We start from the raw sequence: 21,515 nt of genomic DNA on the forward strand, positions 1-21,515 counted from the left end.
CGGATGGGCGATTAGCTGGCGCTCTGGCGCACCTCGGCGGCGATCTGGTCGAGCAGCTGTTGCCAGCCCTGACCCAGCTCGTTCACCAGCGCGTTATAGCCATCGGCCGGCAGTACCCGCTCCTGACGGAAGGGGGCATCGCGCAGCACGGTGCCATCTTCCGCCAGCAGGCGCCAGCGGCCGCTCAGCACGGCGCTGCCGTCATGACGGCCCTGAAAGCGCTCCACCAGAATGGTCAGCACCGGCCCCTTGCGGGCGCCATCCTGCCGCACCACCCAGCCCGGCAGGCGGTTGGAGAGGCCATTGAGGGTGAGCTGGTTGAGTTGATCGTCCAGCGCACCCGCCCAGCGATGGTACTCGGTGAAGTGCAGCTCTTGCCCTTCCAGCTGATAGACCAGGCTGATCCGGTCGAGCTGGCTGGCCAGCGCCACCGGGCGCAGCACCAGCTGGTGCTGCGGTTGGGCCGGGGCCGTCACGGGTTGCTGACTATCGGCATCGAGCGAGTAGTAGTGCAGGCTTGGTTGGCTGCTGCAACCCGCCAGCAGGCCCAGCAGGGCCAGCGTCAGGATCTCTTTTTTCATTGTTTGCCTCGCTTGGGCTCAGGGTCCGATGGATGCGCGCGATCGAAGATCAGCGAGCTGGGCTGTTCGTTGAGGGAGTGCACCAGCGGCTGCAGTTCGCGCATCAACTGATTGAGGGTCTGCACCGACTGACGCAGATCCTGATTGGTCTGCGACTGGGCATCATAGGCCTGCAAGGTCTCCTGCAACTGCTTGAGGCTCTCGTTGAGCGAGGCGGGCAGCTGCTGGGTGGAATCCTTGGCAGTGAGCTTGTTCAGGTTGGCGCTGACTGCACTGATGTTCTTCAGGGTGCCATCCAGGGTGGTGAGTGACCCGTTGACCTTGGTCAGGGTGGTTGCCATGTCCATGTCGACAAACTTGTCGAGGATGAGGTTCACCTTGCGCTCGATCTGATCCAGCCCGCCCTGCACGGTGGGGAAGACCTGATAACCGGCCAGCTTGGCCTGTTCGAAACGTGGCGCGTCCGGATAGAAGTTGAGGTCGATGATCTTGCCGCCGGTCAGCAGGCTCGAGGTCTTGAGGCTGGCACGCAACCCCTCCTTGAACTGCTTGCCGAACAGGGCGCGCCATTGATCCTTCTCCGCCTTGGCATAGCGGTGGGAGAGGCGCTGTACCTCGATGCGAGCCAGCACCGGGATCTGGCGGCTCTTGAAGATCTGCACGCCCTTGTCCTCGATGAGGTAGGGGGCGGAGATGACGGTACCGACCCGAATGCCGCGATACTGCACCGCCGCGCCCGGGTGCAGGCCACCCACGTTGTCATCGAACAGGAAGACGTAGTCGATGAACTGATCCAGACTACCGGCCAGCACGCTCGCCTCATCCTGGAACAGGGTGAACCCTTCCATCTGTTTGACCGGTTCGCCAGGGGCCCAGCCGGGTGGCAGACCCATGGTGATGCCGCCATCGATCAGGCTCTCCAGCGAATCCATCTTCACCTTCATCCCCTCGCTGCTCATGGAGACCTCGAAGCCCGGGGTCATCCAGAAGCGGGAGTTGCTGCTCACCAGAATGTCATAGGGGGCGTGGATGAAGATTTGATACTGCATCTCGCTCTTCTCGGGCAGGAACTTCGCCTCTTCTACCTGACCTATGGTGAAGCCCTGATAGTTGATGGGGGAGCCTTCCCCCAGCGCGCGGGTGTCGCGACTACTGAGGGTGAGACGCAGCCCCTTGGCATCGAGGGAGGCGAGCGGCGGTTTGTCCAGCATGGCGTATTCGTCCCGCGCCCGACCTTTCTTGCCGGGGGCGAGCTCGATATAGGCGCCGGAGAGCAGGGTGCTCAGACCCGATACTCCTTCACGGCCCACTCTGGGCTTGACCACCCAGAACTGGCTGTCACCGCGCAGCATGCCGGAGGCCGCATTGGTCAGCCGTCCTTTCAGTACGGCATGGCTGTAGTCATCGCTCAGCTCGACGGCCTCGATGCGGCCGACGTCCACTTCGCGGGAACGGATCACCGTCTTGCCAGCGACTATGCCCTCGGCAGTGGCGACTGTCAGGGTGAAACTCGGGCCCTGGGAGTACCAGTGCTGGAACAGCATCCAGAGACCGATGAACAGTGCCAGCAGGGGCACCATCCAGATTGCGGCGGCAGAGCTCAGAAAGTCAGAGCCCGGTTTCCACCTTTTTTTACGCTCACTCACGTTCGCGTTCTCCTTGTTGTAAATCCCAGATCAGGCGGGAGTCGAAACTCATGGCGGCGACCATGGTGATCAGTACCACACCTGCAAATGCGACGGCCGCAGGGCCGGGGTAGATGGCCATCAGATTGTCGAGCCGGATCAGGCCCGCCAGAATGGCCACCACGAAGACGTCGATCATCGACCAGCGTCCGACAAATTCGGTCATGCGATAGAGTTTGAGCTTGCCGAGGGGGGAGGTGACATTGCCGCGCTGCACCATATAGCAAAGCCAGAATAGCGCCAGTATTTTCACCAGCGGCACCACCACGCTGGCGAAAAAAATCACCGCCGCTATGGGGTAGGAGCCCATGGCCCAGAGCAGCACCACACCGCCTAGGATGGTGGAGGGGCTGTCATCACCGAGAAACACCGTATCCATGATGGGATAGACGTTGGCCGGAATGTAGAGAATGGCGGAGGTAAACAGCAGCGCCCAGGTACGGTTCAGGCCGCCCGGCTTGCGGGTATGCAGCTTGCCGCCGCAGCGGGAGCAGCTGTGGCTACCCGCCTCGCTCAGGGCGCCACAGATATGGCAACCCACCAGACCGGATTCCAGCGCGCCCGCTTCCGGGTCGATATCCCGCGCCTCGGTCGGGCCGAACAGCCGCTGCCACAGCCACATCTGGTCAAGCGAGGAGATCATCTTGATGAGCAGCACGGTGTAACCGACGAAAGCCCAGAATGACAGCCCCATCTTGATGTCGGCCATCCCCATCAGCTTGACCAGCGAGATGAGCACCCCCACCAGAAAGACATCCACCATCAGCCAGGGTTTGATCCGGCAGAGCAGACGGCCGAGGGAGCGCAGGGCATTGCTGTGCAGATCTTTATCGACCCGCCACAGCACCAGCATGATGGATCCCATATAGACCAGCGGCAGGCCGATCAGGGTCAGGCTCAGTACCGCGCCGAGAAACAGATAGCCCTCATCCACCAGGGTGGTGATGCTCTGCAAAAAGGTCATCTCCTGGCCCACCCCTTTGGCCGAGAAGGACATAAAGGTAAAGGCATTGGCGAGCACGAACATGATGAGTGCCGCGAACCCGTAGGAGATCGGCCGCAACTCCTGCTGTGGCAGGTGGCGACTCAGGGTGTGTCCGCAACGGGGGCAGCAGCTGGCCTGTCCCACCTCGAGCGGTGTGGCCGGTATCAGCAGGTCACACTCTTCGCAGGCAGTGGCATCATGGACATAGGTGGTGTGGTGTTGGTGTGAAACCGGATGCAAGATAAAACCCCAGATAAGGCCCGTGGTAGAGCCAGAGCTGGCGATTATCGCAGTTGTGCTGGTCAGCGACCAGCCCCCGGAGGCCGCTATTGCTGGCGGGAGTGAGAATGACTTTGACAAGCCAGTGCCCATTTAGCACAATCAAACGCCACTTTTTTTCCGCGGGACAATAATTTATGACAACTGAATCCCCCAGCTACTCCACGATTGAGCAAGCCTTCTCCCTTGGGAACGGGCAAGATTCTGCCCTCAACTGGTTGCGCAAGAACCGCAGTCAGGTCGCTATTTTTCTGGTGAGCGGCATCAAGCTGGAAGGCACCATCAGTGGGTTCGACCAGTACAGCGTGCTGCTGACCGATGCTCATGGTAACCAGCAGCTGGTCTACAAGGCCAAGATCTCCACCATCGCCATGCACACCGGCCGTCCGCAGGTGAATATCCAGCGTGCTCGCAAGCCACGTGTCTCCATGGCGCCGCGCCCCCACGGTGCGCCGGGTCGTTATGACGACAATCAGGGCGGCGGCAACAACGAGTAATCGTCTGCCCCGCGCGCCCCGTTGACGCGCTCTGCGTCAGCGGCTGACGGAACCTGCTCTCATTTTCATTCATGTCCCGTATGAGAGCTGGTTCCGGTTATCGCCCCTTGCTGGGCGATATTTTTTTCCGCACTACGCGGTTATGCCAACCGGTTGACCCTCTTTGACCATGCAGGTCTGCATACCCGCCGCTTCTCCGGCCTGTACCCCGATACCGGTATCTTCAAACACCAGACAGCCTGATGGCTCGACCCCCAGCTTGCTGGCGACCAGCAGGAAGGTGTCCGGATTGGGCTTGTGCAGCTCCACATCGTCTGCGGTGACCACCACAGAGAAGTAGCGATCCAGCCCGGTGTTGCGCAGCACCGCTTCGGCGTTGACGCGGGGCGAGCCGGTGCCAATCCCCATCGGGATGACGCCATGATAGCGCTCGACCAGCGCCTGCATGGCCGGAAAGACGGTCGCCTTGTGCAGGTTGGCCACATAGTGGGCTGTCTTGCAGCGGGTGACTTCGAGCGGATCGAGGGGGATCTGCTGCTCCTGTGCGACCAGCAGGGCTATCTTGCGGCTCGGCATGCCCCCCAGCTCATAGAACCAGTCGGCGTCGAAGTGAAAGCCAAACTCGCGGGCAGTGTGTTCCCAGGCGGCGAGGTGCAGCGGCATGGAGTCGACCAGGGTGCCATCAAGGTCAAAGACCAGGCCTTGGAATCCGGAAAGGGTCATGGTACGGGTCAGTCTCTGAAAAAAGGGAGCCCATTCTAGCCAGTGGCTCCCCGCCTCGCCATCACCTAGCTGGTGAGAAACGCTTGCCCCCACATTTGTGACTGAAAATAGACGGGGGTGAGCTGTGCCGGATCGAGCTGATATTTGGGGGCAAGCTGTTCCAGCAGGGCCCAGTTGCCCTGTTCATAGGTGCTGACCAGCTGAAACAGATGAAAGAGTGGCCCTTCGTGCAGTTCGATGGCGCGCTGCACGCTCTTGGGCAGGTGGGCCATCAACGGCTCCGACAGCAGGGAGCCATCGAGCACCAGTCCCACCAGAAAGGCCCAGCTTGCCTCCGCTTTACCGAGGGCGGTGAGGGCAATCAACTCGCAGAAGCGGCCGCGGGCGATGGCCATGCGGGTGCAGGCCTCCGGCATGTGCTGGCTCACCCGGGCCAGACCGTTGATCAGCACGAACTTGCGGATCTCCTGCTCCCCCAGATAGGAGAGGGCGCGGGGTACCGAGGTGATGGGGGCGGCATGATCGAAGCCGGGGGCGTTGACGTAGGTGAGCAGCAGGCCGGGCAGCCAGGCATCCTGCTCCAGCAGGCGGGCTACCTGGGCGAAGGAGAACTCTTCGTGGCAGATGAGCTGAAGGATCTGCTGTACCAGCGCCATATCGGGCTGGTTGGCCCGCTGATTAACCAGCTCGGGACGGGCGAGAAAGCCGCCGGCAAAGAAGTCGACCCCCGCCTCCCGCAGCGGGAGAAAATCCGCCCAGGTTTCGATGTTCAGCGCCATCCGCTTGTGTTCGGTGGGCTGGCAGATCCCCTCTTCCCCCATCCAGTACACCAGCAGGCGGCTGGCGCCGAGCCAGCGCGGATCCCGGTTGGCGCCATGTACCGCCAGTCTGCGCCGACTGTCGCGCCACTGCTCCAGCACCGGGAACGAGTTGGGCTGGCGTTCGCTGGAGGCTTCAACCAGCGGGATCGCGTCCTGATCCAGCAGCAGGGGACGCTGTTCATCGAGCTGTTCGTGGGTGAAGGGCACCAGATATTGACGCCCCTGCGCCAGCAGGCGGCTATGTTGCGCCAGTGAAGGCCATTCGGCCGGTGAACTGAGCTGATAGTCGATGCCGTAGGCCACCAGAGCCAGGCGACGATTGAAGATGGGGTAGCGACGCAACAGCATGGGATCACCGATAGGCCAGAGTGCGGGCCCTCCCTTGTGACTTGGCGTGGTAGAGCGCCTGGTCAGCCTGTTCGGTCAGTGTCTGCCATGCTCCGTCCAGGGAGGGAACCAGATAGCTAAAGCCTATGCTAACCGTAATGAAATCAGCAACCCGCGAGGCGGGATGGGGCATTTTCAAGCGGGCAAGACCATCGTGGATCCGCCCGGCCAGCTGTTCGGCCTCACCGGGTTGGGGGGCGCAGAGCAGAATGACGAACTCCTCCCCGCCGTAACGGGCGACCAGATTGGTGCAGCGCCGCTCTGCATCCCGCAGCACATGGGCCACTTGTTGCAGGCAGAGATCCCCTTTGGCATGGCCGAAGTGGTCGTTGTAGGCCTTGAACTCGTCGACGTCGATCATCAATACCGCCAGCAGGTTCTGGGTGCGCCGTGCCCACTCCCACTCCCGCTGCATGGTGATGTCCCACTGGCGCCGGTTGGCGATGCCGGTGAGGGGATCTTCCAGCGACAGCAGGGAGAGGCGGTGATTGGCCTCCTCCAGCGCACGGTTGGTCTCGGCCAGCTGCATGGTGCGCTCGGCGACCCGGGCCTCCAGCTGGCGGTTGAGGGTTTCCAGCTGCTCCTGAGTGCGCTGGCGGATCAGCAGTTGTGACAGAATGGCGGCGTACTGTTTGAAGATCTCGCTCTGATAGGCTTTGAGCGGACGGTGCCAGAGCAGGTTGTCGGCGGCGATCCAGCCGATGGGGGTGGTGCCATCCCACAGCGATACCATGGCGTTCCAGCCACGGCCCACTTGCTGCTTCTCGTAGTAGAGGGGGGTATCTTCCATCACCAGCACGTAATCCTTGCGCCTGAGCGCCTCTTGCACCGTGGGGTGATCAGGAATGGGGCTGATGAAGTTGTGTTCATCCATCAGCTCGCCCTCTTCGCTGGTGCCCCAGGTGCCGCGCATGGTCTTGCCATCGGGTTCGATCAGGAAGATGGCAACCCGATCGAATTGCAGCTCCTTGCGGGCCAGCAGCACGGCATCCCGCAGCAGATCGTTCTCGCTGCGACTGCGGGAGAGGGTGACGCTGACCATGTGCAGCGCCTGCAACATGGTGAGGAAGGAGCCTTGCAGTGCCTGACTCTGTACCAGATCTGTCTGGGTATGGAGCCGCTGGTCCCGCTCCTGATTGACCTGGCTGGAGAGCAGGTGATTGCTGAGCTCGGCAGTCAGATAGTGGATAAGGAGCTGGATGCCCTGACGCTGGTGGGAGGAGAGGCGATCGATGCGGCGGCGGGTCTCCAGATAGATGACCCCTTCCAGTTTCATGTGACGCTTGAGAGGGAAACAGGCGCGTAACTGCGGCTGGGCCGGCTCCACATTTTCGCCGGGATCAGGCGGTGGTGGGAGCTGCTCGATCACCAGTTGTCCCTTCTCCATCGCCTTGTCGATCAGGTGGTGGGGCAGGGTCAGTTGGCCGAGATGGGCGAGATCAAGCGTGGTCAGCCCCTGATCGAGCTGAAAGCTGTAGAGCTGCGGTTCGGGGGCTTTTAGCCAGAGGTAGAGGCGTTCGGCATCGGTCTTTTCACGGATGGTGGCGAGGCTCACTTCGCATAACTGAGCGAAGTTGGTGAAGTGTTCCGGGTCCCATTCCTGCATACCAATATCCCTTGGATTGTACCCAAGCGAGTATAGACATATTTCTCCTTGATTAATATGTCAGAAAGGAGAGGCGGCGCACATAACCGTTGCTTTCAGCCCTGCTGGTGGAGACATTCACTGCGTTCTCTGCCAATCGTGGCTAGAACTGTGTGCCATAACGGTATCTATGGCAGCTTGTAGGGCGGGATGCCGGGCAAAAAAGAGCCCGCACGATGGCGGGCTCTCGGGCAGATCAGATGATTCTGCGCGGCTTATTCTGCCTTGGGGGCAGCCTCAGCGGTCGTTTCACTGCTATCGGCTGGCGCACTCTCGGTCGCCGGGGCTTCCGGTGCCGGACCCGGTACCAGATCTACCGCCGGTTTGGCGATGAGAGAACGGGTCTCTTCCACCGCTTCGGTCAGCTTTACCTCGATGATCTGGCCAAGTTCATAGACCACTTCGGTCTTGTCCAGATAGACGCGGCCGTTGTCCCAGTTGCACTCCAGTCGATCCTTGTTGTCGAGAATATGGCGAGCAGGCAGGAAGACCACGGCGCCGTTCTCCTGCAGACGCAGCTTGAGACCGGCACGCATCACGTCGATGATCTCGGCGTTGAACACCTTGTCGGTGCCAGCATCGGCCTTGAGGTAGCGAACATAGAGCCAGTCGCCGATGTCGCGCTCCACCATGCGGTGCAGACGGCGGCAGGCGGTCAGATGCTCTGTAAGCTCGGTGCTCGGGCGCTCACCCGGGGTCTTGCCGGCGATGACGGCTTTGAGCAGACGATGGTTGACCATGTCGCCGTATTTACGGATCGGGGAGGTCCAGGTGGCGTAAGCATCCAGACCCAGACCGTAATGGGCGCCCGGCTCGGAGGACATCAGCGCATAGCTCTGGAAGCGGCGGATCTTGCCATCCAGCCAGCGGGTGTCGAGGTTGTCGATCCAGCGGCGCAGGGCGCAGAAGCCGGAGAGGCTGGCGATCTCGTCGCGCTCGAACGGGGCTTCGGCACTCTTCAGCAGGTCGATGGCGCCGTCGAGGGACTCTTCGTCAAAGCCGGTGTGAACGTTGAAGATGCCGTAACCGACGCTCTTGCCCAGCACGCGACCGGCGCAGATGTTGGCGGCGATCATCGACTCTTCCACCATGCGGTTGGCGATGCGGCGTGGCTCGACGTGGATGGCCAACACTTCGCCATTTTCGCCCAGCTCGAAGTCGTAGTCGGGACGATCCGGGAATACCAGCGCATGTTCGGTGCGCCACGCGATGCGTGCTTCGGTCATCGCCTTCATCAGCGGCAGCTGGGCCAGTACGCCTGCGTCGATAGACAGCTCTTTGCCATGCTCGGCCCAGTCGGAGACGTCGTCATAGTTGAGACGGGCGTGGGAGCAGATGCGGGCGGCGAAGAACTCGGTCTCCTCCAGTAGCAGACCATCTTCGGCGATGAGCAGACGGGCGCACAGGGTGTTGCGCTCCTCGCCCTCTTTCAGGGAGCAAAGCTCGTCGGAGAGGGTGCGCGGGATCATCGGCACGTTGCGGCCCGGCATGTAGACGGTAAAGGCGCGCTGGGCGGCTTCCTTGTCCAGCTCGCTCCCTTCGGCCACATAGGCGGTCGGGTCAGCGATGGCGACCAGCAGCTCCCAGCCGTTGTCCAGCTTGGTGATGGCCAGCGCATCGTCCATATCCTTGGTCTTGGCACCGTCGATGGTGAAGAAGGGGACTGCGGTCAGATCGCGACGGGGCAGCTCTTCCTCTTCGATCACCTTCCACTCCGGCAAATCAGCTGGCTCGACCTGGGCCAGATTGTGGCGTGCCAGCACCACCCACCAGGGCACATTGTGATCTTCCTGGGCGGCGATCTTCTGGATGATCTCGGCCGAGAAGTTGCCATCGACCAGCGCGTGGCGCTTGAGGGTAGCCACCACCCAGTCACCTTCCTTGAACTCTTTCTCATCCAGGCCCTTCTTGACGCGGGCCTTGATGGCATCCTTGATCAGCGGATGGTCGGCGACCACGTTGAGGCGGTCGCGGAACATCTTGACCCGGGCCACGAAGCGGGTGACGGACTGCTCCAGCAGGGTATCCGGCTCGGCCACTTCCTTCTCTTTTTCGGTGCGGATCAGGGCGGTCACCCGGTCACCGTGCATCACCTTCTTCATGTAGGGAGGCGGCACGAAATAGCTGGTCTTCTCATCGACTTCCAGAAAGCCGAAGCCCCGGTCCGAGGCGCGGATCACACCCTCTTTCTTCGGGATGTTTTCGCGGATTTGTTGCTTGAGCTGGGCCAGCAGCGGATTGTCTTGGAACATAAGTGAGGAACCTGAAGTGAAAACCTGGGTGGAGACCTGATGAAGGATCGCCCAGCACTATACGTTTTTAGCCCTGCAAAGCCAAGGTGAATGGCCTGCTCAGCGTGGTTTCAACTGCGATCTGGCATGGTCGATAAGGCGTTGGGAGAGCTGCTTGTGAACCCCTTTTTCCAGTACCCAGCGGTGCCAGTAGAGGCGTTCCGTCAGGACGTGGTCGGGACTGAGGTTGAGCAGTGACCCGCCTGCGAGCTGGCCTCTTATCTGCAATTCGGGAATGAGACAGTAGGCCAACCCCTGCTCGGCCATGGCGACGAAGGCCTCTGACGAGTGGACCGTATGGCAGGGGTAACCGCCCGGCTCCAGCCCGAAGTGCTCCCTCATAAAGCTCACATGCATGTCATCGCGCTGATCGAACGCCACCGCCGGTGCCTTGGCCAGCGCCTCACGAGTCAGGCCGCGAGGGAAGTGGCGGGCTACGAAGGCGGGGCTGGCGGTAAGCAGATAGTTCATCTCACCGAGCTCGTCGACGCAGCAACCCGCCAGCGGCTGGGGATGCAGGCTGACCGCGCCAAAGGCCTGACCCTCGCGGACCTTGTCGAGGGTGCGGCTCTCGTCATCGACCTGCAGGTTGAGTTCGATGGGGTGCTGTTTCAACAAGGGGGCAATGGCGGGCAAAAACCAGGTGGCCAGGCTGTCGGCGTTGACTGCGATGCTGATCCGGATTGGCCCCTGCGGCTCATCGGGAGTCAGCTCCCCCGCCAGTTCGAGTTCGAGCTGGTGTACCTGCCGATAGTGGGCCAGCAGTTTCTGGCCGAGTGGCGTGGCCTGCAGCGGCTGGCTGCGAATGAGTAGCGGCTCGGCAAACTGCTGTTCCAGCTGCTTGATCCGCTGGGAGATGGCCGACTGGGTGATATGGAGCGACTTGGCCGCCCGATCGAAGTTCTGCTCTTGCAGTACCGCATCCAGCGCCCGCAGCAGTTTGTAATCCAGCTCTTTCATCTTCTCCCCCTTCCGTTGCCCAAGGGCTGACTCTACGTCACTCGGCAGGGGACAACAATGGGCGGTGGAAGGGGCGTTGCGCTGTGATCTTTGACAGTAGTGGTCAGGCCATTGAGGGAGGATACTCTCTGGTGCCGCATGGGGTAGCCCTGCGCAGATCGTAGCGACATCTTTATCCCGGGTCTGTTTTCCCGGGATTTTTTATGAGTGAACTGCCAACACTGGTGACGGTTGCTGCTGTGGATAATGGCTGGTTTGATAATGGCCCAGCAGAGGTTGGGAGACCGCCTGCGCGAAGCGCTCATCCAGATGGAAGCGGATGCCAACGCCCCTTACCGCCCCCAGATCGACCGCCTGACGATGACCGAGCCGCTCGATGGGTAGGCCAAGTCGGCGGAAGATGCGCTCCACCGGCAGGCTGACGACGGCGACCAGCTCGCGGATCCCGTGGGCATGGGCGAAGGCATAGACCTCGCGGAAGATGACACAAGTGAGTTCACTGACGCCATTGCTCATGCGCGGTGCGCGCTGGGCATCGATAGCCAGACGGGTGAGTTCCCAGACATCGGGGGTGCGTGGCGCGCTTTCACCGGCAAGGGCGGTGGGGAAGATGGTGGGCAGCATATAGGCATCGGCACAGTTGAGCAGACGAATACAGCCACACAGCCCTTGTTCGTCCTCGATCAGAACCCAATGGGTGTCTGGCGTGTCGAAGCTGTCACGCTCCAGGCCCCGATGAGACTCGACATCCCAGCCTAGCCGGTCGGAAAAGACGCGATTTCGAAAGCGATAGAGTTCATTCTCCACCTCGTTTCGTGGATGTTCTCTCAATTTTCCTTTAAAAACCAACATTATGGACCCTCTATCTTGCTATTCGCCGTTATAATCACATGTCTGGCCAAGGGGGCTTTCATATGAACAGAGACCAACTGCTTGAGTACCTCGAACATTTCACTTCGGTGACGGACGGCAATCGTCTGGCCGAACTGATCGGTCGCTTTACGCTCGGGATGGGCTATGACTACTATCGCTTCGCCCTGATCCTGCCGATGTCGATGCAAAGGCCCAAGGTGGTGCTGTTCAACCAGTGCCCCGATTCCTGGGTTCAGGCCTATACCGAAAACAACATGCTGGCGTGCGATCCGGTGATCCGGCTGGCACGCAAGCAGACGCTGCCCATTTACTGGAACCGCCTCGATGAGCGGGCCAGTTTTCTGCAGGAGGGAACCATGGACGTGATGGGGTTGGCAGCCGAGTTCGGTTTGCGTAACGGCATCTCCTTCCCTCTGCACGGCGCTGCCGGGGAGAACGGGATCCTCTCCTTCATCACCTCCGAGCGGGCCTCGAGCGACCTGCTGCTGGAGTCCTCGCCGATCCTCTCCTGGATGTCCAATTACATCTTCGAGGCGGCCATTCGGGTGGTGCGTTTCAGCATGATGGACAGTGCGGGGAAAGACCCCTTGACCGAGCGCGAGACTGAGTGCCTGTTCTGGGCCAGCGAAGGGAAGACCTCTAGCGAGATCGCCTGCATCCTCGGGATCACGGAGCGCACGGTCAATTACCATCTCAATCAGGTCACCCGCAAAACCGGCTCCATGAACCGCTATCAGGCCATTGCCAAAGGGGTTAGTACGGGGCTGTTGCTGCCCAATCTGGAGCAAGTCGTGGTTACCAACTTCCCCAGATTGCTGCAGTAGGCTGAGCCCGCAGGCGCAACAGATTCTCCTGCCGCACTCTGAGGGTCACAATTGTCAGATCCGGTAATTGACAAGGGCTGGAACAGCAGCGGGTATGCCGGTTTTTATTAGCAAAATGAATCAATCAGTAAATCAATGAATTTCTAAGAAGGAACCTCCATCGCTATAGTGCCGCTCATTCATCATTTCGAACGGTGCTCTCCATGATGCTCGCAACGACACTGCAAGGCTTCACCATCGGTCTGGCCATGATCATCCCCATCGGCGCCCAGAATGCCTTTGTGCTGAGCCGGGGCATCCATCGCAATCACCATCTGCTGACGGCCACGCTCTGCAGTTTCTGCGATCTCACCCTGATTGCTATCGGCGTATTTGGCGGAGCCAATGTGCTGGCCGCCAGCCCCCTCGGCATGGCGCTACTCACCTGGGGTGGCGTGCTGTTTCTCGGCTGGTTTGGTGGCCGTTCCCTGCTCAGTGCCTGGCGCGGTAAGGGGGATGGACTTGCCGATTCTGCTCAGCAGATGGGGGCCAAAAGCGTGCTGGCGATGACGCTGGGAGTTACGCTGCTCAATCCCCACGTCTATCTCGATACCCTGATGCTGCTCGGCTCCCTTGGCAGTCAGGTGAGCGAGTCCCTGCGTCCGGCCTTTGCTGCGGGGGCCATGCTGGCCTCGCTGGTGTGGTTCTACTCGCTGGCGCTGGGGGCTGCGGCACTGGCGCCCTGGTTGGCCCGCGGCCGGGTGCAGCAGGGGATCGATCTGCTGGTTGGCATCATCATGCTGAGCCTGGCTGTTCAACTGGCCATAGGACGTTGAGGAAGTTAAGGCGGCAGGAATGAGCGACCGGTAACAAAAAGATGCCACTCACATGAGTGGCATCTTTGCTATTGAAAGGGGTCAGACCCTGAACTGGGAGAGCAGGCGCTGTTGCAGCAGGCTGGCTTGATGGAGCGAGGAGGCGAGCTGCAGGCACTCCTGTGCCTCCTGTTCGCCGGTTCTGGCTTGCAGACTGATACCGGAGACCTTGTCAGAGGAGTGGCTCAGGGTGTGTGACAGTTGCCCGGTAGCCACGGCTACCTGCTGCACCATGTCGGCCAGCTGGTCGATGGCGCCTTCCACCTTGAACAGGATCTGCTTGGTGTTCTCGGAGTCCTGCATGCCGGACTCCACCGTCTTGAGGTTGCGTTGCATCATCAGATAGGCGGTCTCGGTCTGCTGCTGGATACTGCTGATCACCTGGCTAATTTCGGCGCTTGATGTTGCGGTGCGATTGGCCAGGGTGCGCACCTCGTCCGCAACCACCGCAAAGCCACGCCCCATCTCCCCCGCGCGGGCCGCTTCGATGGCCGCATTGAGGGCAAGCAGGTTGGTCTGCTCCGAGATGCCGCTGATGGTGGAGATGATCTGGCCAATCTGACCCGCCTGCTCCTTGAGGGAGTTGATGGCGATGGCACACTCGCTCACCTCCTGTACCACCCGTTGCATGCCCGCGCTGGCGGAGGCGACATACTGGCTGCTCTCGGTGGTCAGCTGGCGCACCTCGTTGGCATTGTGGGCCGCCATGCTGCAGTTGTCCGAGATACCGGTGGCGACTTGCACCATCTGCTCACTGTCGTGGTGCAGGGCCAGCGCATGTTCGGCGGTCTGGCGGCTGCTTTGGCTGATTGCCTCCACCCGGTTGACCGAGGTGTGAACGTGTTCGCTGATGTGCTGGTTGTTGTCCATGGTGGAGCTGATCATCTTCTGCAATTTCTCGATGAAACGATCCACGCTGTTGGCCAGCGAGCCTATCTCATCATCCCGTTGCAGGTTGATGCGGGCGTTGAGGTCCCCCTCGCCGGCGGCGATATCCTGCATTCGTTTGTCCACTTGCAGCAGCGGGGTTACCAGTTTGCGGGTCAGCCAGAAGCCGCAGAGGGTGACCATGATCAGGCTCAGCAACAGGCCACCCAGCAGCAGGATTCGGATCTGGCTGATGATGCCGTTGAGCTGGGCCACCTGATCCTCGACGGTGGCATCGCCACTCTCCTCGATGGCAACCAGCTGTTGTCGCAGCTCATCGGCACTGACCTCATAGGCGGACTGCTGGGCCTGATAGCTGCCGAGCGCATCGACCCACTGTCCCATCAGTTGCTGATGCCGGGCCAACAGAGCGCGATACTCTGCCGACAGTGTCTTGCCGGCAAATTCGCCGGTTCCCTCGATATCGAACAGCCCGGTGCCGAGCATGCTGTCGACCGCTTCGTGGTAGAAATCGGTCGCCTCTTTTAACTCGGCTTGGATCGCCTCTGTGACTCCTTGTCTGCGCATCTTCTCCAGCGCATAGAGTTGGCGCAAAAAGCCTATGTTGGACTCCATACCCCCGTCGGCCGCTTCCCAGCGAGTGGAGAGGCCGCTGTTCCAGCTAATGGTCTGGTCGGGGGATTGGGTCAGCGCCTCGACTGCCCCATCGCCGACCACCTCCAGCTGGGTCGAGAGGCGGGCCATCAGATCGGCGTTGTGATGCAGTGCCTGATCCACCTCGGTATAGGCGTGATAGAGCGCCAGCAGTTTCTCTTGTTGCTGTTGATAATCCTGCTTGTGCTGTTCCATGGTGGCAAGGGCTGCACCATCAATGAGCTGCCCCTGGCTGACCCGGGCCAGCGCGTCATCGGTCGCCGCCTTGGCAGCATCGAGTTCGGCGCGATTGAGCGGGGTTCCGTTTTGCATCTTCTGAATCTGTAGCTGTTGGTTGCCCAGCTCTATGGAGCACTCCATGGCACCGTCGGCGGTCTGCCAGGCGGCGCCCAGTACGTAGGAGAGCAGATTGGCTAGCCGCTGGCTGCCATACCAGCCAACGACCCCCATGCCCAGCGTACAGCCTAGCAATATGGCAAGACCCAGATTGGAGGTGGTAACAATTTTCATGTGATGGCCTTCCTTGGTATCGACATTGGCACCAGTTTCGGTTCCGAACGGGTTTAGTGTAGTGGTTTATCCCTCGCTCGGGGGCCGGTGCGGCGCTGAAACATCCCGTGCACTGGCTGCACCCGATCAAGCATGGTGGAAAATTGGATAAAAAGCCTCTCTGACTACGCGGGTGTTGCTGCCCTATGCTGGATACTTATCCAGTTATTCTTTATGCTATGAGCCAATTTACGAATAGTTGTATTGGTGAGGAGAGAGCCGTGATTGGTCGCTTGAGAGGCATTGTCATTGAAAAGCAGCCCCCCGAGGTCCTGCTGGAAGTGGGCGGGGTTGGCTATGAGGTGCAGATGCCGATGAGCTGCTTCTATGATTTGCCGGAGATCGGCAAGGAAGCGACCATCCATACTCACTTCGTGGTGCGGGAAGATGCCCATTTGCTCTATGGTTTCAACCACAAACAGGAGCGGGCACTGTTCCGCGAGCTGATCAAAACCAACGGAGTCGGCCCCAAGCTGGCGCTGGCTATTCTCTCCGGCATGACAGCTACCCAGTTTGTGCTGAGTGTCGAACGTGAAGAGATAAGCTCTTTGGTCAAACTGCCGGGAGTCGGCAAGAAGACCGCCGAGCGGCTGGTGGTGGAGATGAAGGATCGCCTCAAAGGCTGGGTCAGTCACGACCTCTTCTCCCCGGCCATGGTCACCTTGCCAGCCAGTGAGCCCGAATTGCGGGCACCGGATGTGACCGAGGAGGCGGCCAGTGCGCTGGTGGCCCTCGGTTACAAGCCGCAGCAGGCGAGTCAGATTGTCAGCAAGATCGCCAAAGAGGGGATGTCGGTGGAAGATATCATCCGTGAATCCCTGCGTAGCCTGGTATGAGGTAGTTGATGATTGAAGCAGACCGCCTCATCTCGGCCAGTGCTGCCCGTGAGGATGACATTATTGACCGGGCGATCCGCCCCAAGAAGCTGGCTGACTACACCGGTCAGGATACCGTCTGCGAACAGATGGAGATCTTTATCGAAGCGGCCCGTCAGCGGGGCGAAGCGCTCGATCACCTGCTGATCTTCGGCCCGCCGGGCTTGGGCAAGACCACCCTCGCCAACATCGTCGCCAACGAGATGGGGGTCAATATCAAGACCACCTCCGGCCCGGTGCTGGAGAAAGCGGGGGATCTGGCGGCGCTGCTCACCAACCTTGAACCGAACGATGTGTTGTTCATCGACGAGATCCACCGTCTCAGCCCGGTGGTGGAAGAGGTGCTCTATCCGGCGATGGAGGATTACCAGCTCGACATCATGATCGGGGAGGGACCCGCAGCTCGCTCCATCAAGCTGGATCTGCCTCCCTTCACCCTGATTGGCGCCACCACCCGGGCAGGTTCACTCACCAGCCCGCTGCGGGATCGTTTTGGCATCGTCCAGCGCCTGGAGTTCTACAACGTCAAAGACCTGACCGATATCGTCTCCCGCAGCGCCCGTTGTCTGGGGCTAGACATGACGGAAGATGGTGCCATTGAGGTCGCCCGTCGCTCTCGCGGCACGCCGCGGATTGCTAACCGTTTGTTAAGGCGGGTGCGCGACTTTGCCCAAGTGAAATCCGATGGCCGGATCGACGGCCCCATTGCTGCCCGCGCCATGGACATGCTGGATGTCGATAATGAAGGCTTCGACTTCATGGACCGCAAGTTATTGTTGGCTGTGATAGACAAGTTTATGGGGGGCCCGGTGGGTCTCGATAATCTGGCCGCCGCGATCGGGGAAGAGAAAGATACTATCGAAGATGTGTTGGAGCCTTATCTGATCCAGCAAGGGTATCTGCAACGTACACCCAGAGGACGGATTGCGACCACACGAGCCTACGCTCATTTCGGTCTTCAGCGACCAGATGAGAAGTAAAAACAGTCGTTTGAACATGAAACCGCCGTCAAAGGCGGTTTTTTATTATCCGGGCAAAAAAAAGCCCACGGCGGATGCGGTGGGCAAAGACAATTCAGGATGGATGTTCACAGACAGTGAGTGCGTCTGGACACAGACCGGAAAATAAACAGGTGAGCCGTCGCGAGCTCTCAGAGTCGGTTCAGTTGATAGAGCTGAACAAAGGAAAGCTTGTAGTAACGGATGGTTTTAGCAACAAACTTTTTCATCTTCGATTCCAATAGACAGGTTCAAATTGATCGTCGAATACGTACCGTGAACCCGGATTAACCGGCCTGTATCCAAGGGTATGCCCTCACTGCGAGGCGCATTGTAGGAGTTCGAATCGACCCCGGCAAACAAGAAAAATTGCACTCTTCAAATTAGTTTATCTAATGTCTTTATTGATGAAATTGGTTCGCATGAGTATGCATTCTTTGCAATTTTAAATTGAGTTTTCGAATCAGATTGCCTGACTCGGATAACATGGAAAAAGGCGCGTCATTCACGCTTTTCAAATTAAACCGAGCGGCGGGATGTTAAATTCTTAAATTGATTTAAATCAATGTTTTACGCTTTATCGTGTTTTGTGATCTGGCTCGCGTCAATAATCGTGAAATAGATTAAAAATGCCTTTCAAAGCCATGTATGGCGGGTCCTTTTACATTGATTTCAATCAAATAAAGGTGATATAAAAACCCGGTCATCATGGGCGAGAATAAATTTAGGCTGATTGTTTTGGAATTGTTAAACATTAGCTTTATTTGTGTTCTCGTATTGCCTTGTTGTTAATGCCAGTGGTTACTGAACGCGTTTTGTTGTGACACGTCCCAATAAGGCTCATTCGATAACCTCCAACGGAAGCTTTGTGCTTAAAACTTAAAATAGCCGTGCCAATAATCGGTGAGGAAACATCATGATTGCTGAGCATGTGGTAGACCTATCGCGGTTCCAGTTCGCTGCGACGGCCCTTTATCACTTTTTGTTTGTACCCCTGACGCTGGGAATGGCCTTTCTCCTGGCGATCATGGAATCCGTCTATGTGATGACCAACAACACCATCTACCGGGACATGACCAAATTCTGGGGTAAGTTGTTTGGTATCAACTTTGCCTTGGGGGTCACCACAGGTCTGGCCATGGAGTTCCAGTTCGGGACTAACTGGGCTTACTACTCCCATTATGTCGGCGATATCTTCGGGGCCCCGCTGGCTATCGAAGGGCTGATGGCCTTCTTCCTGGAGTCCACCTTCGTCGGTATGTTCTTCTTTGGTTGGGATCGTCTGAGCAAGCATCAGCATCTGGCTGCCACCTGGTTGATGGCGCTGGGTACCAACCTCTCCGCCCTCTGGATCCTGGTCGCCAACGGCTGGATGCAGAACCCGGTCGGTGCCGAGTTCAACTTCGAATCCATGCGGATGGAGATGATGAGCTTCGCTGACGTGGTGCTCAACCCGGTTGCTCAGGTCAAGTTCGTCCACACTGTGGCGGCTGGTTATACCTGTGGCGCCATGTTTGTGCTGGGTATCTCCTCCTACTACCTGCTGAAGAATCGTGATGTGGCGTTTGCCCGTCGCTCCTTCGCCATTGCCGCTGCGTTCGGTATGGCTTCCATCGTGTCCGTGCTGATCCTCGGTGATGAATCCGGTTACGAGACAGGTGAAGTGCAGAAGGTGAAACTGGCCGCTATCGAAGCTGAGTGGGAGACTGAACCTGCTCCGGCTGCCTTTACCCTATTCGGTATTCCGAATCAGGAAGAGATGCGCACCGACTACGCCATCAAGATCCCCTATGCGCTGGGCATTATCGCGACCCGTTCTCTGGACGGTCAGGTCACCGGTCTGAAGGATCTGAAGAGCGAGCACGAACTGCGCGTTCGTAACGGTATGACCGCTTACGACCTGCTGACCAAGCTGCAATCCGGTGACAAGTCTGACGAGACCCGCGCTCGTTTCGACGAAGTGAAGCAGGATCTGGGCTACGGTCTGCTGCTCAAGCGCTACACCAGCAACGTGACCGATGCTACCGACGAGCAGATTAAGGCCGCCGTGGATGACTCCATCCCGCAGGTACTGCCGCTGTTCTTCGCCTTCCGCATCATGGTTGCCGTCGGCATGCTGATGCTGGTGTTGATTGGTATGGCCTTCTATGACAGTGCCCGTCACCAGATCGGCAAGCGCAAGTGGCTGCTCAAGGGTCTACTGTGGGGTATCCCGCTGCCGTGGATCGCTATCGAAGCTGGCTGGTTTGTTGCTGAATATGGTCGCCAACCGTGGACCATTGCAGAGGTGTTGCCGACTTCCCTCTCTGCATCCAATTTGCCTGCAGCCGAGATCTGGTTCTCTCTGATCGGTATCTGCCTGTTCTATACCGTACTTCTGGTTATCGAGATGTACCTGATGTTCAAGTATGCCCGTCTTGGCCCCAGCAGCCTGAAGACTGGCAAGTATCACTTTGAACAGATCAAGGCATAAGGAGAGCGACCATGTTTGATTACGAAACTCTGCGTGTCATCTGGTGGGCTCTGGTCGGCGTGCTGCTGATCGGTTTTGCCATCACTGACGGCTTCGACATGGGGGTAGGCGCACTGCTCCCGTTCGTCGGCAAGAAAGATGTCGAGCGCCGTGTGATGCTCAACACCATGGGGCCGCACTGGGAAGGAAACCAGGTGTGGCTGGTCACTGCCGGTGGCGCCTTGTTCGCCGCTTGGCCGATGGTGTATGCCGCGACCTTCTCTGGCTTCTACATCGCGATGATCCTGACCTTGATGGCGCTGTTCCTGCGTCCGGTCGGTTTCAAGTACCGCTCCCTGCGTGCTGATGCCAAATGGCGCAGCAACTGGGACTGGGCCTTGTTCGCCGGCAGCGCCGTACCGCCCATCGTCTTTGGTGTGGCCTTTGGCAACCTGCTGCAAGGCGTTCCGTTCGAGTTTAACCAGTTCATGATGTTGACCTATCACGGCAACTTCTTTGGTCTGCTTAACCCGTTCGGCATTCTGGCTGGTCTGGTGAGCCTGTTCATGCTGCTCACCCAGGGCGCAACCTGGTTGATGATGAAGACCGACGGTGAAGTGCTGGCGCGTTCCCGCACTGCCGCCATGATCTGCTCACTGCTGACTCTGGTGCTGTTTGCTGCCGCGGGTTGGTGGGTAAGCGGTATGGAAGGGTATGTCATCGTCAAGGCTGCCGCGACTGACGCAGTATCCAACCCGATGAACAAGGAAGTTGTCCTGCAGGCTGGTGCCTGGATGAACAACTACACCCTCTATCCGTGGATGGTGGCTGCCCCTGTACTGGGCCTGGCCATGAGCCTGCTGACTGCGCTGTTTGCCCGCATGAACATCGGCTGGCTGGCGTTTACCAGCTCCTCGCTGGCGATTGCCGGGGTCATCCTCACTGCCGGTTTCTCCATGTTCCCGTTCGTGATGCCCTCAAGCCTTGAGCCGTCACTGAGCCTGACCATGTGGGATGCTACCGCCTCTTTCAACACCTTGCAGGTGATGACTGTGGCCGCAGCGATCTTCGTACCGATTGTGCTGGGTTACACCATCTGGACTTACATCAAGATGTTTGGCCGGGTAACCAACAAGCACATCGAAGATAACCAACAATCTCTCTATTAAGAGGTGCGCTGACAATGTGGTATTTCACCTGGATCCTGGGACTGTTGCTGGCCTGTGCATTTGGCATCATCAATGCGCTGTGGCTGGAACACACCGAGAACATGGATCGTCAGATCGATGAAAACAAGTGATCGACTCGCCAGGCTGGCCGCTCCACTGGAGCGGCAGCCGTGGCAGGGGTTGATGTTACTCGCGGCGGCCTTGTTGGCCGTCGCTATTTTACAGGCCCCCAATCTGATCGCGGCCAACACCAGCGAGCATGGTCTCTGGCTTGCTCCCTGGCTGATGTGGGCCGTCTGTTGTGGCGTACTTAACGGGCTTGGCTTTCATCTGAAAAGCCTGCCCGGACGTGTGCTGTTCAACCCCTGGCTCGCCTGGCCCAGTTTGTTGTATGGCCTCTGGCTGACACATTCATATTTCCTTTCATAAAAAACGGGGGGAGGCAGGATTTCCCTGTCTCCCCCTGCTTCTTTCCTATTCAGCCCTGCGCTATGATAGCCCCCCATCTGACTGTCGAATGGATCA

The 21,515-nt window shown here is 59.1% G+C and carries 19 protein-coding genes; 9 read left to right on the top strand and 10 right to left on the bottom strand.

Going from position 1 to position 21,515, the window contains the following annotated elements; all coding sequences use genetic code 11:
- Positions 1 to 11: 11 nt before the first annotated feature.
- From AB5Y97_RS06390 to AB5Y97_RS06400, 3 genes are read right to left on the bottom strand one after another with little or no spacing between them, the layout of a single operon-like run.
- Positions 12 to 581 (bottom strand): membrane integrity-associated transporter subunit PqiC, encoded by a 570-nt coding sequence (locus AB5Y97_RS06390; RefSeq protein WP_201946712.1) that lies wholly within the window; start codon positions 579 to 581, stop codon positions 12 to 14.
- Positions 578 to 2,227, bottom strand: a complete 1,650-nt coding sequence (gene pqiB, locus AB5Y97_RS06395; protein ID WP_005335774.1) for an intermembrane transport protein PqiB — start codon at positions 2,225 to 2,227, stop codon at positions 578 to 580. Before pqiB ends, AB5Y97_RS06390 begins: the two co-directional genes overlap by 4 nt.
- Positions 2,220 to 3,491, bottom strand: a complete 1,272-nt coding sequence (locus AB5Y97_RS06400; RefSeq protein WP_201946711.1) for a paraquat-inducible protein A — start codon at positions 3,489 to 3,491, stop codon at positions 2,220 to 2,222. The genes pqiB and AB5Y97_RS06400 overlap by 8 nt, the downstream gene beginning before the upstream one ends.
- Positions 3,492 to 3,667: 176 nt before the next feature.
- Here AB5Y97_RS06400 and hfq point away from each other — a divergent pair, with 176 nt between their 5' ends.
- A complete protein-coding gene (hfq, locus tag AB5Y97_RS06405) occupies positions 3,668 to 4,027 on the top strand; it encodes an RNA chaperone Hfq (protein WP_005335772.1) in 360 nt (119 codons plus the stop codon).
- A gap of 132 nt (positions 4,028 to 4,159) precedes the next feature.
- Here hfq and AB5Y97_RS06410 read toward each other — a convergent pair whose 3' ends face one another.
- The 6 genes from AB5Y97_RS06410 to AB5Y97_RS06435 all read right to left on the bottom strand — a co-directional run bounded on the left by AB5Y97_RS06410 (position 4,160) and on the right by AB5Y97_RS06435 (position 11,706).
- Positions 4,160 to 4,750, bottom strand: coding sequence for an HAD family phosphatase (locus AB5Y97_RS06410; RefSeq protein WP_005335771.1), 591 nt, complete (start codon positions 4,748 to 4,750; stop codon positions 4,160 to 4,162).
- 65 nt (positions 4,751 to 4,815) lie between these two features.
- Positions 4,816 to 5,919: an EAL and HDOD domain-containing protein gene (locus tag AB5Y97_RS06415; RefSeq protein ID WP_139741704.1), complete on the bottom strand. Its 1,104-nt coding sequence runs from the start codon at positions 5,917 to 5,919 to the stop codon at positions 4,816 to 4,818.
- Between the two features lie 4 nt (positions 5,920 to 5,923).
- Complete coding sequence (locus tag AB5Y97_RS06420; protein ID WP_127006090.1) at positions 5,924 to 7,564, bottom strand: sensor domain-containing diguanylate cyclase; 1,641 nt, start codon at positions 7,562 to 7,564, stop codon at positions 5,924 to 5,926.
- Between the two features lie 254 nt (positions 7,565 to 7,818).
- Complete coding sequence (locus AB5Y97_RS06425; RefSeq protein WP_201946709.1) at positions 7,819 to 9,855, bottom strand: exoribonuclease II; 2,037 nt, start codon at positions 9,853 to 9,855, stop codon at positions 7,819 to 7,821.
- A 99-nt stretch (positions 9,856 to 9,954) separates the two neighbouring features.
- A complete protein-coding gene (locus tag AB5Y97_RS06430; protein WP_201946708.1) occupies positions 9,955 to 10,854 on the bottom strand; it encodes a LysR family transcriptional regulator ArgP in 900 nt (299 codons plus the stop codon).
- A 201-nt stretch (positions 10,855 to 11,055) separates the two neighbouring features.
- Positions 11,056 to 11,706, bottom strand: coding sequence for an acyl-homoserine-lactone synthase (locus tag AB5Y97_RS06435; protein WP_201946706.1), 651 nt, complete (start codon positions 11,704 to 11,706; stop codon positions 11,056 to 11,058).
- A gap of 62 nt (positions 11,707 to 11,768) precedes the next feature.
- Here AB5Y97_RS06435 and AB5Y97_RS06440 point away from each other — a divergent pair, with 62 nt between their 5' ends.
- Positions 11,769 to 12,551, top strand: coding sequence for a LuxR family transcriptional regulator (locus AB5Y97_RS06440; RefSeq protein ID WP_005335753.1), 783 nt, complete (start codon positions 11,769 to 11,771; stop codon positions 12,549 to 12,551).
- 206 nt (positions 12,552 to 12,757) lie between these two features.
- Positions 12,758 to 13,366, top strand: a complete 609-nt coding sequence (lysE, locus tag AB5Y97_RS06445) for an L-lysine exporter (protein ID WP_201946779.1) — start codon at positions 12,758 to 12,760, stop codon at positions 13,364 to 13,366.
- 81 nt (positions 13,367 to 13,447) lie between these two features.
- Here lysE and AB5Y97_RS06450 read toward each other — a convergent pair whose 3' ends face one another.
- The gene (locus tag AB5Y97_RS06450) at positions 13,448 to 15,457 is read right to left on the bottom strand and encodes a methyl-accepting chemotaxis protein (protein WP_368157384.1); all 2,010 of its coding nucleotides are present in this window, start codon (positions 15,455 to 15,457) and stop codon (positions 13,448 to 13,450) included.
- A 260-nt stretch (positions 15,458 to 15,717) separates the two neighbouring features.
- Between AB5Y97_RS06450 and ruvA the strand changes: the two genes are divergently transcribed.
- From ruvA to AB5Y97_RS06480, 6 genes are all read left to right on the top strand, one after another.
- Positions 15,718 to 16,332: a Holliday junction branch migration protein RuvA gene (ruvA, locus tag AB5Y97_RS06455; RefSeq protein ID WP_150995693.1), complete on the top strand. Its 615-nt coding sequence runs from the start codon at positions 15,718 to 15,720 to the stop codon at positions 16,330 to 16,332.
- 8 nt (positions 16,333 to 16,340) lie between these two features.
- Positions 16,341 to 17,351, top strand: coding sequence for a Holliday junction branch migration DNA helicase RuvB (gene ruvB / locus AB5Y97_RS06460; RefSeq protein WP_005335744.1), 1,011 nt, complete (start codon positions 16,341 to 16,343; stop codon positions 17,349 to 17,351).
- 934 nt (positions 17,352 to 18,285) lie between these two features.
- A complete protein-coding gene (locus AB5Y97_RS06465) occupies positions 18,286 to 19,842 on the top strand; it encodes a cytochrome ubiquinol oxidase subunit I (protein ID WP_005335743.1) in 1,557 nt (518 codons plus the stop codon).
- An 11-nt stretch (positions 19,843 to 19,853) separates the two neighbouring features.
- Entirely contained in the window at positions 19,854 to 20,990 is a 1,137-nt protein-coding gene (cydB, locus tag AB5Y97_RS06470; protein ID WP_005335741.1) for a cytochrome d ubiquinol oxidase subunit II, read from the top strand.
- A gap of 14 nt (positions 20,991 to 21,004) precedes the next feature.
- The gene (gene cydX / locus AB5Y97_RS06475; RefSeq protein ID WP_005304933.1) at positions 21,005 to 21,121 is read left to right on the top strand and encodes a cytochrome bd-I oxidase subunit CydX; all 117 of its coding nucleotides are present in this window, start codon (positions 21,005 to 21,007) and stop codon (positions 21,119 to 21,121) included.
- A complete protein-coding gene (locus tag AB5Y97_RS06480) occupies positions 21,108 to 21,419 on the top strand; it encodes a cyd operon YbgE family protein (protein ID WP_041202810.1) in 312 nt (103 codons plus the stop codon). Before cydX ends, AB5Y97_RS06480 begins: the two co-directional genes overlap by 14 nt.
- The last annotated feature ends 96 nt before the right edge of the window (positions 21,420 to 21,515 follow it).

This window comes from Aeromonas sp. R10-2 (genome assembly GCF_040908445.1).
Lineage (GTDB): Bacteria > Pseudomonadota > Gammaproteobacteria > Enterobacterales > Aeromonadaceae > Aeromonas > Aeromonas veronii.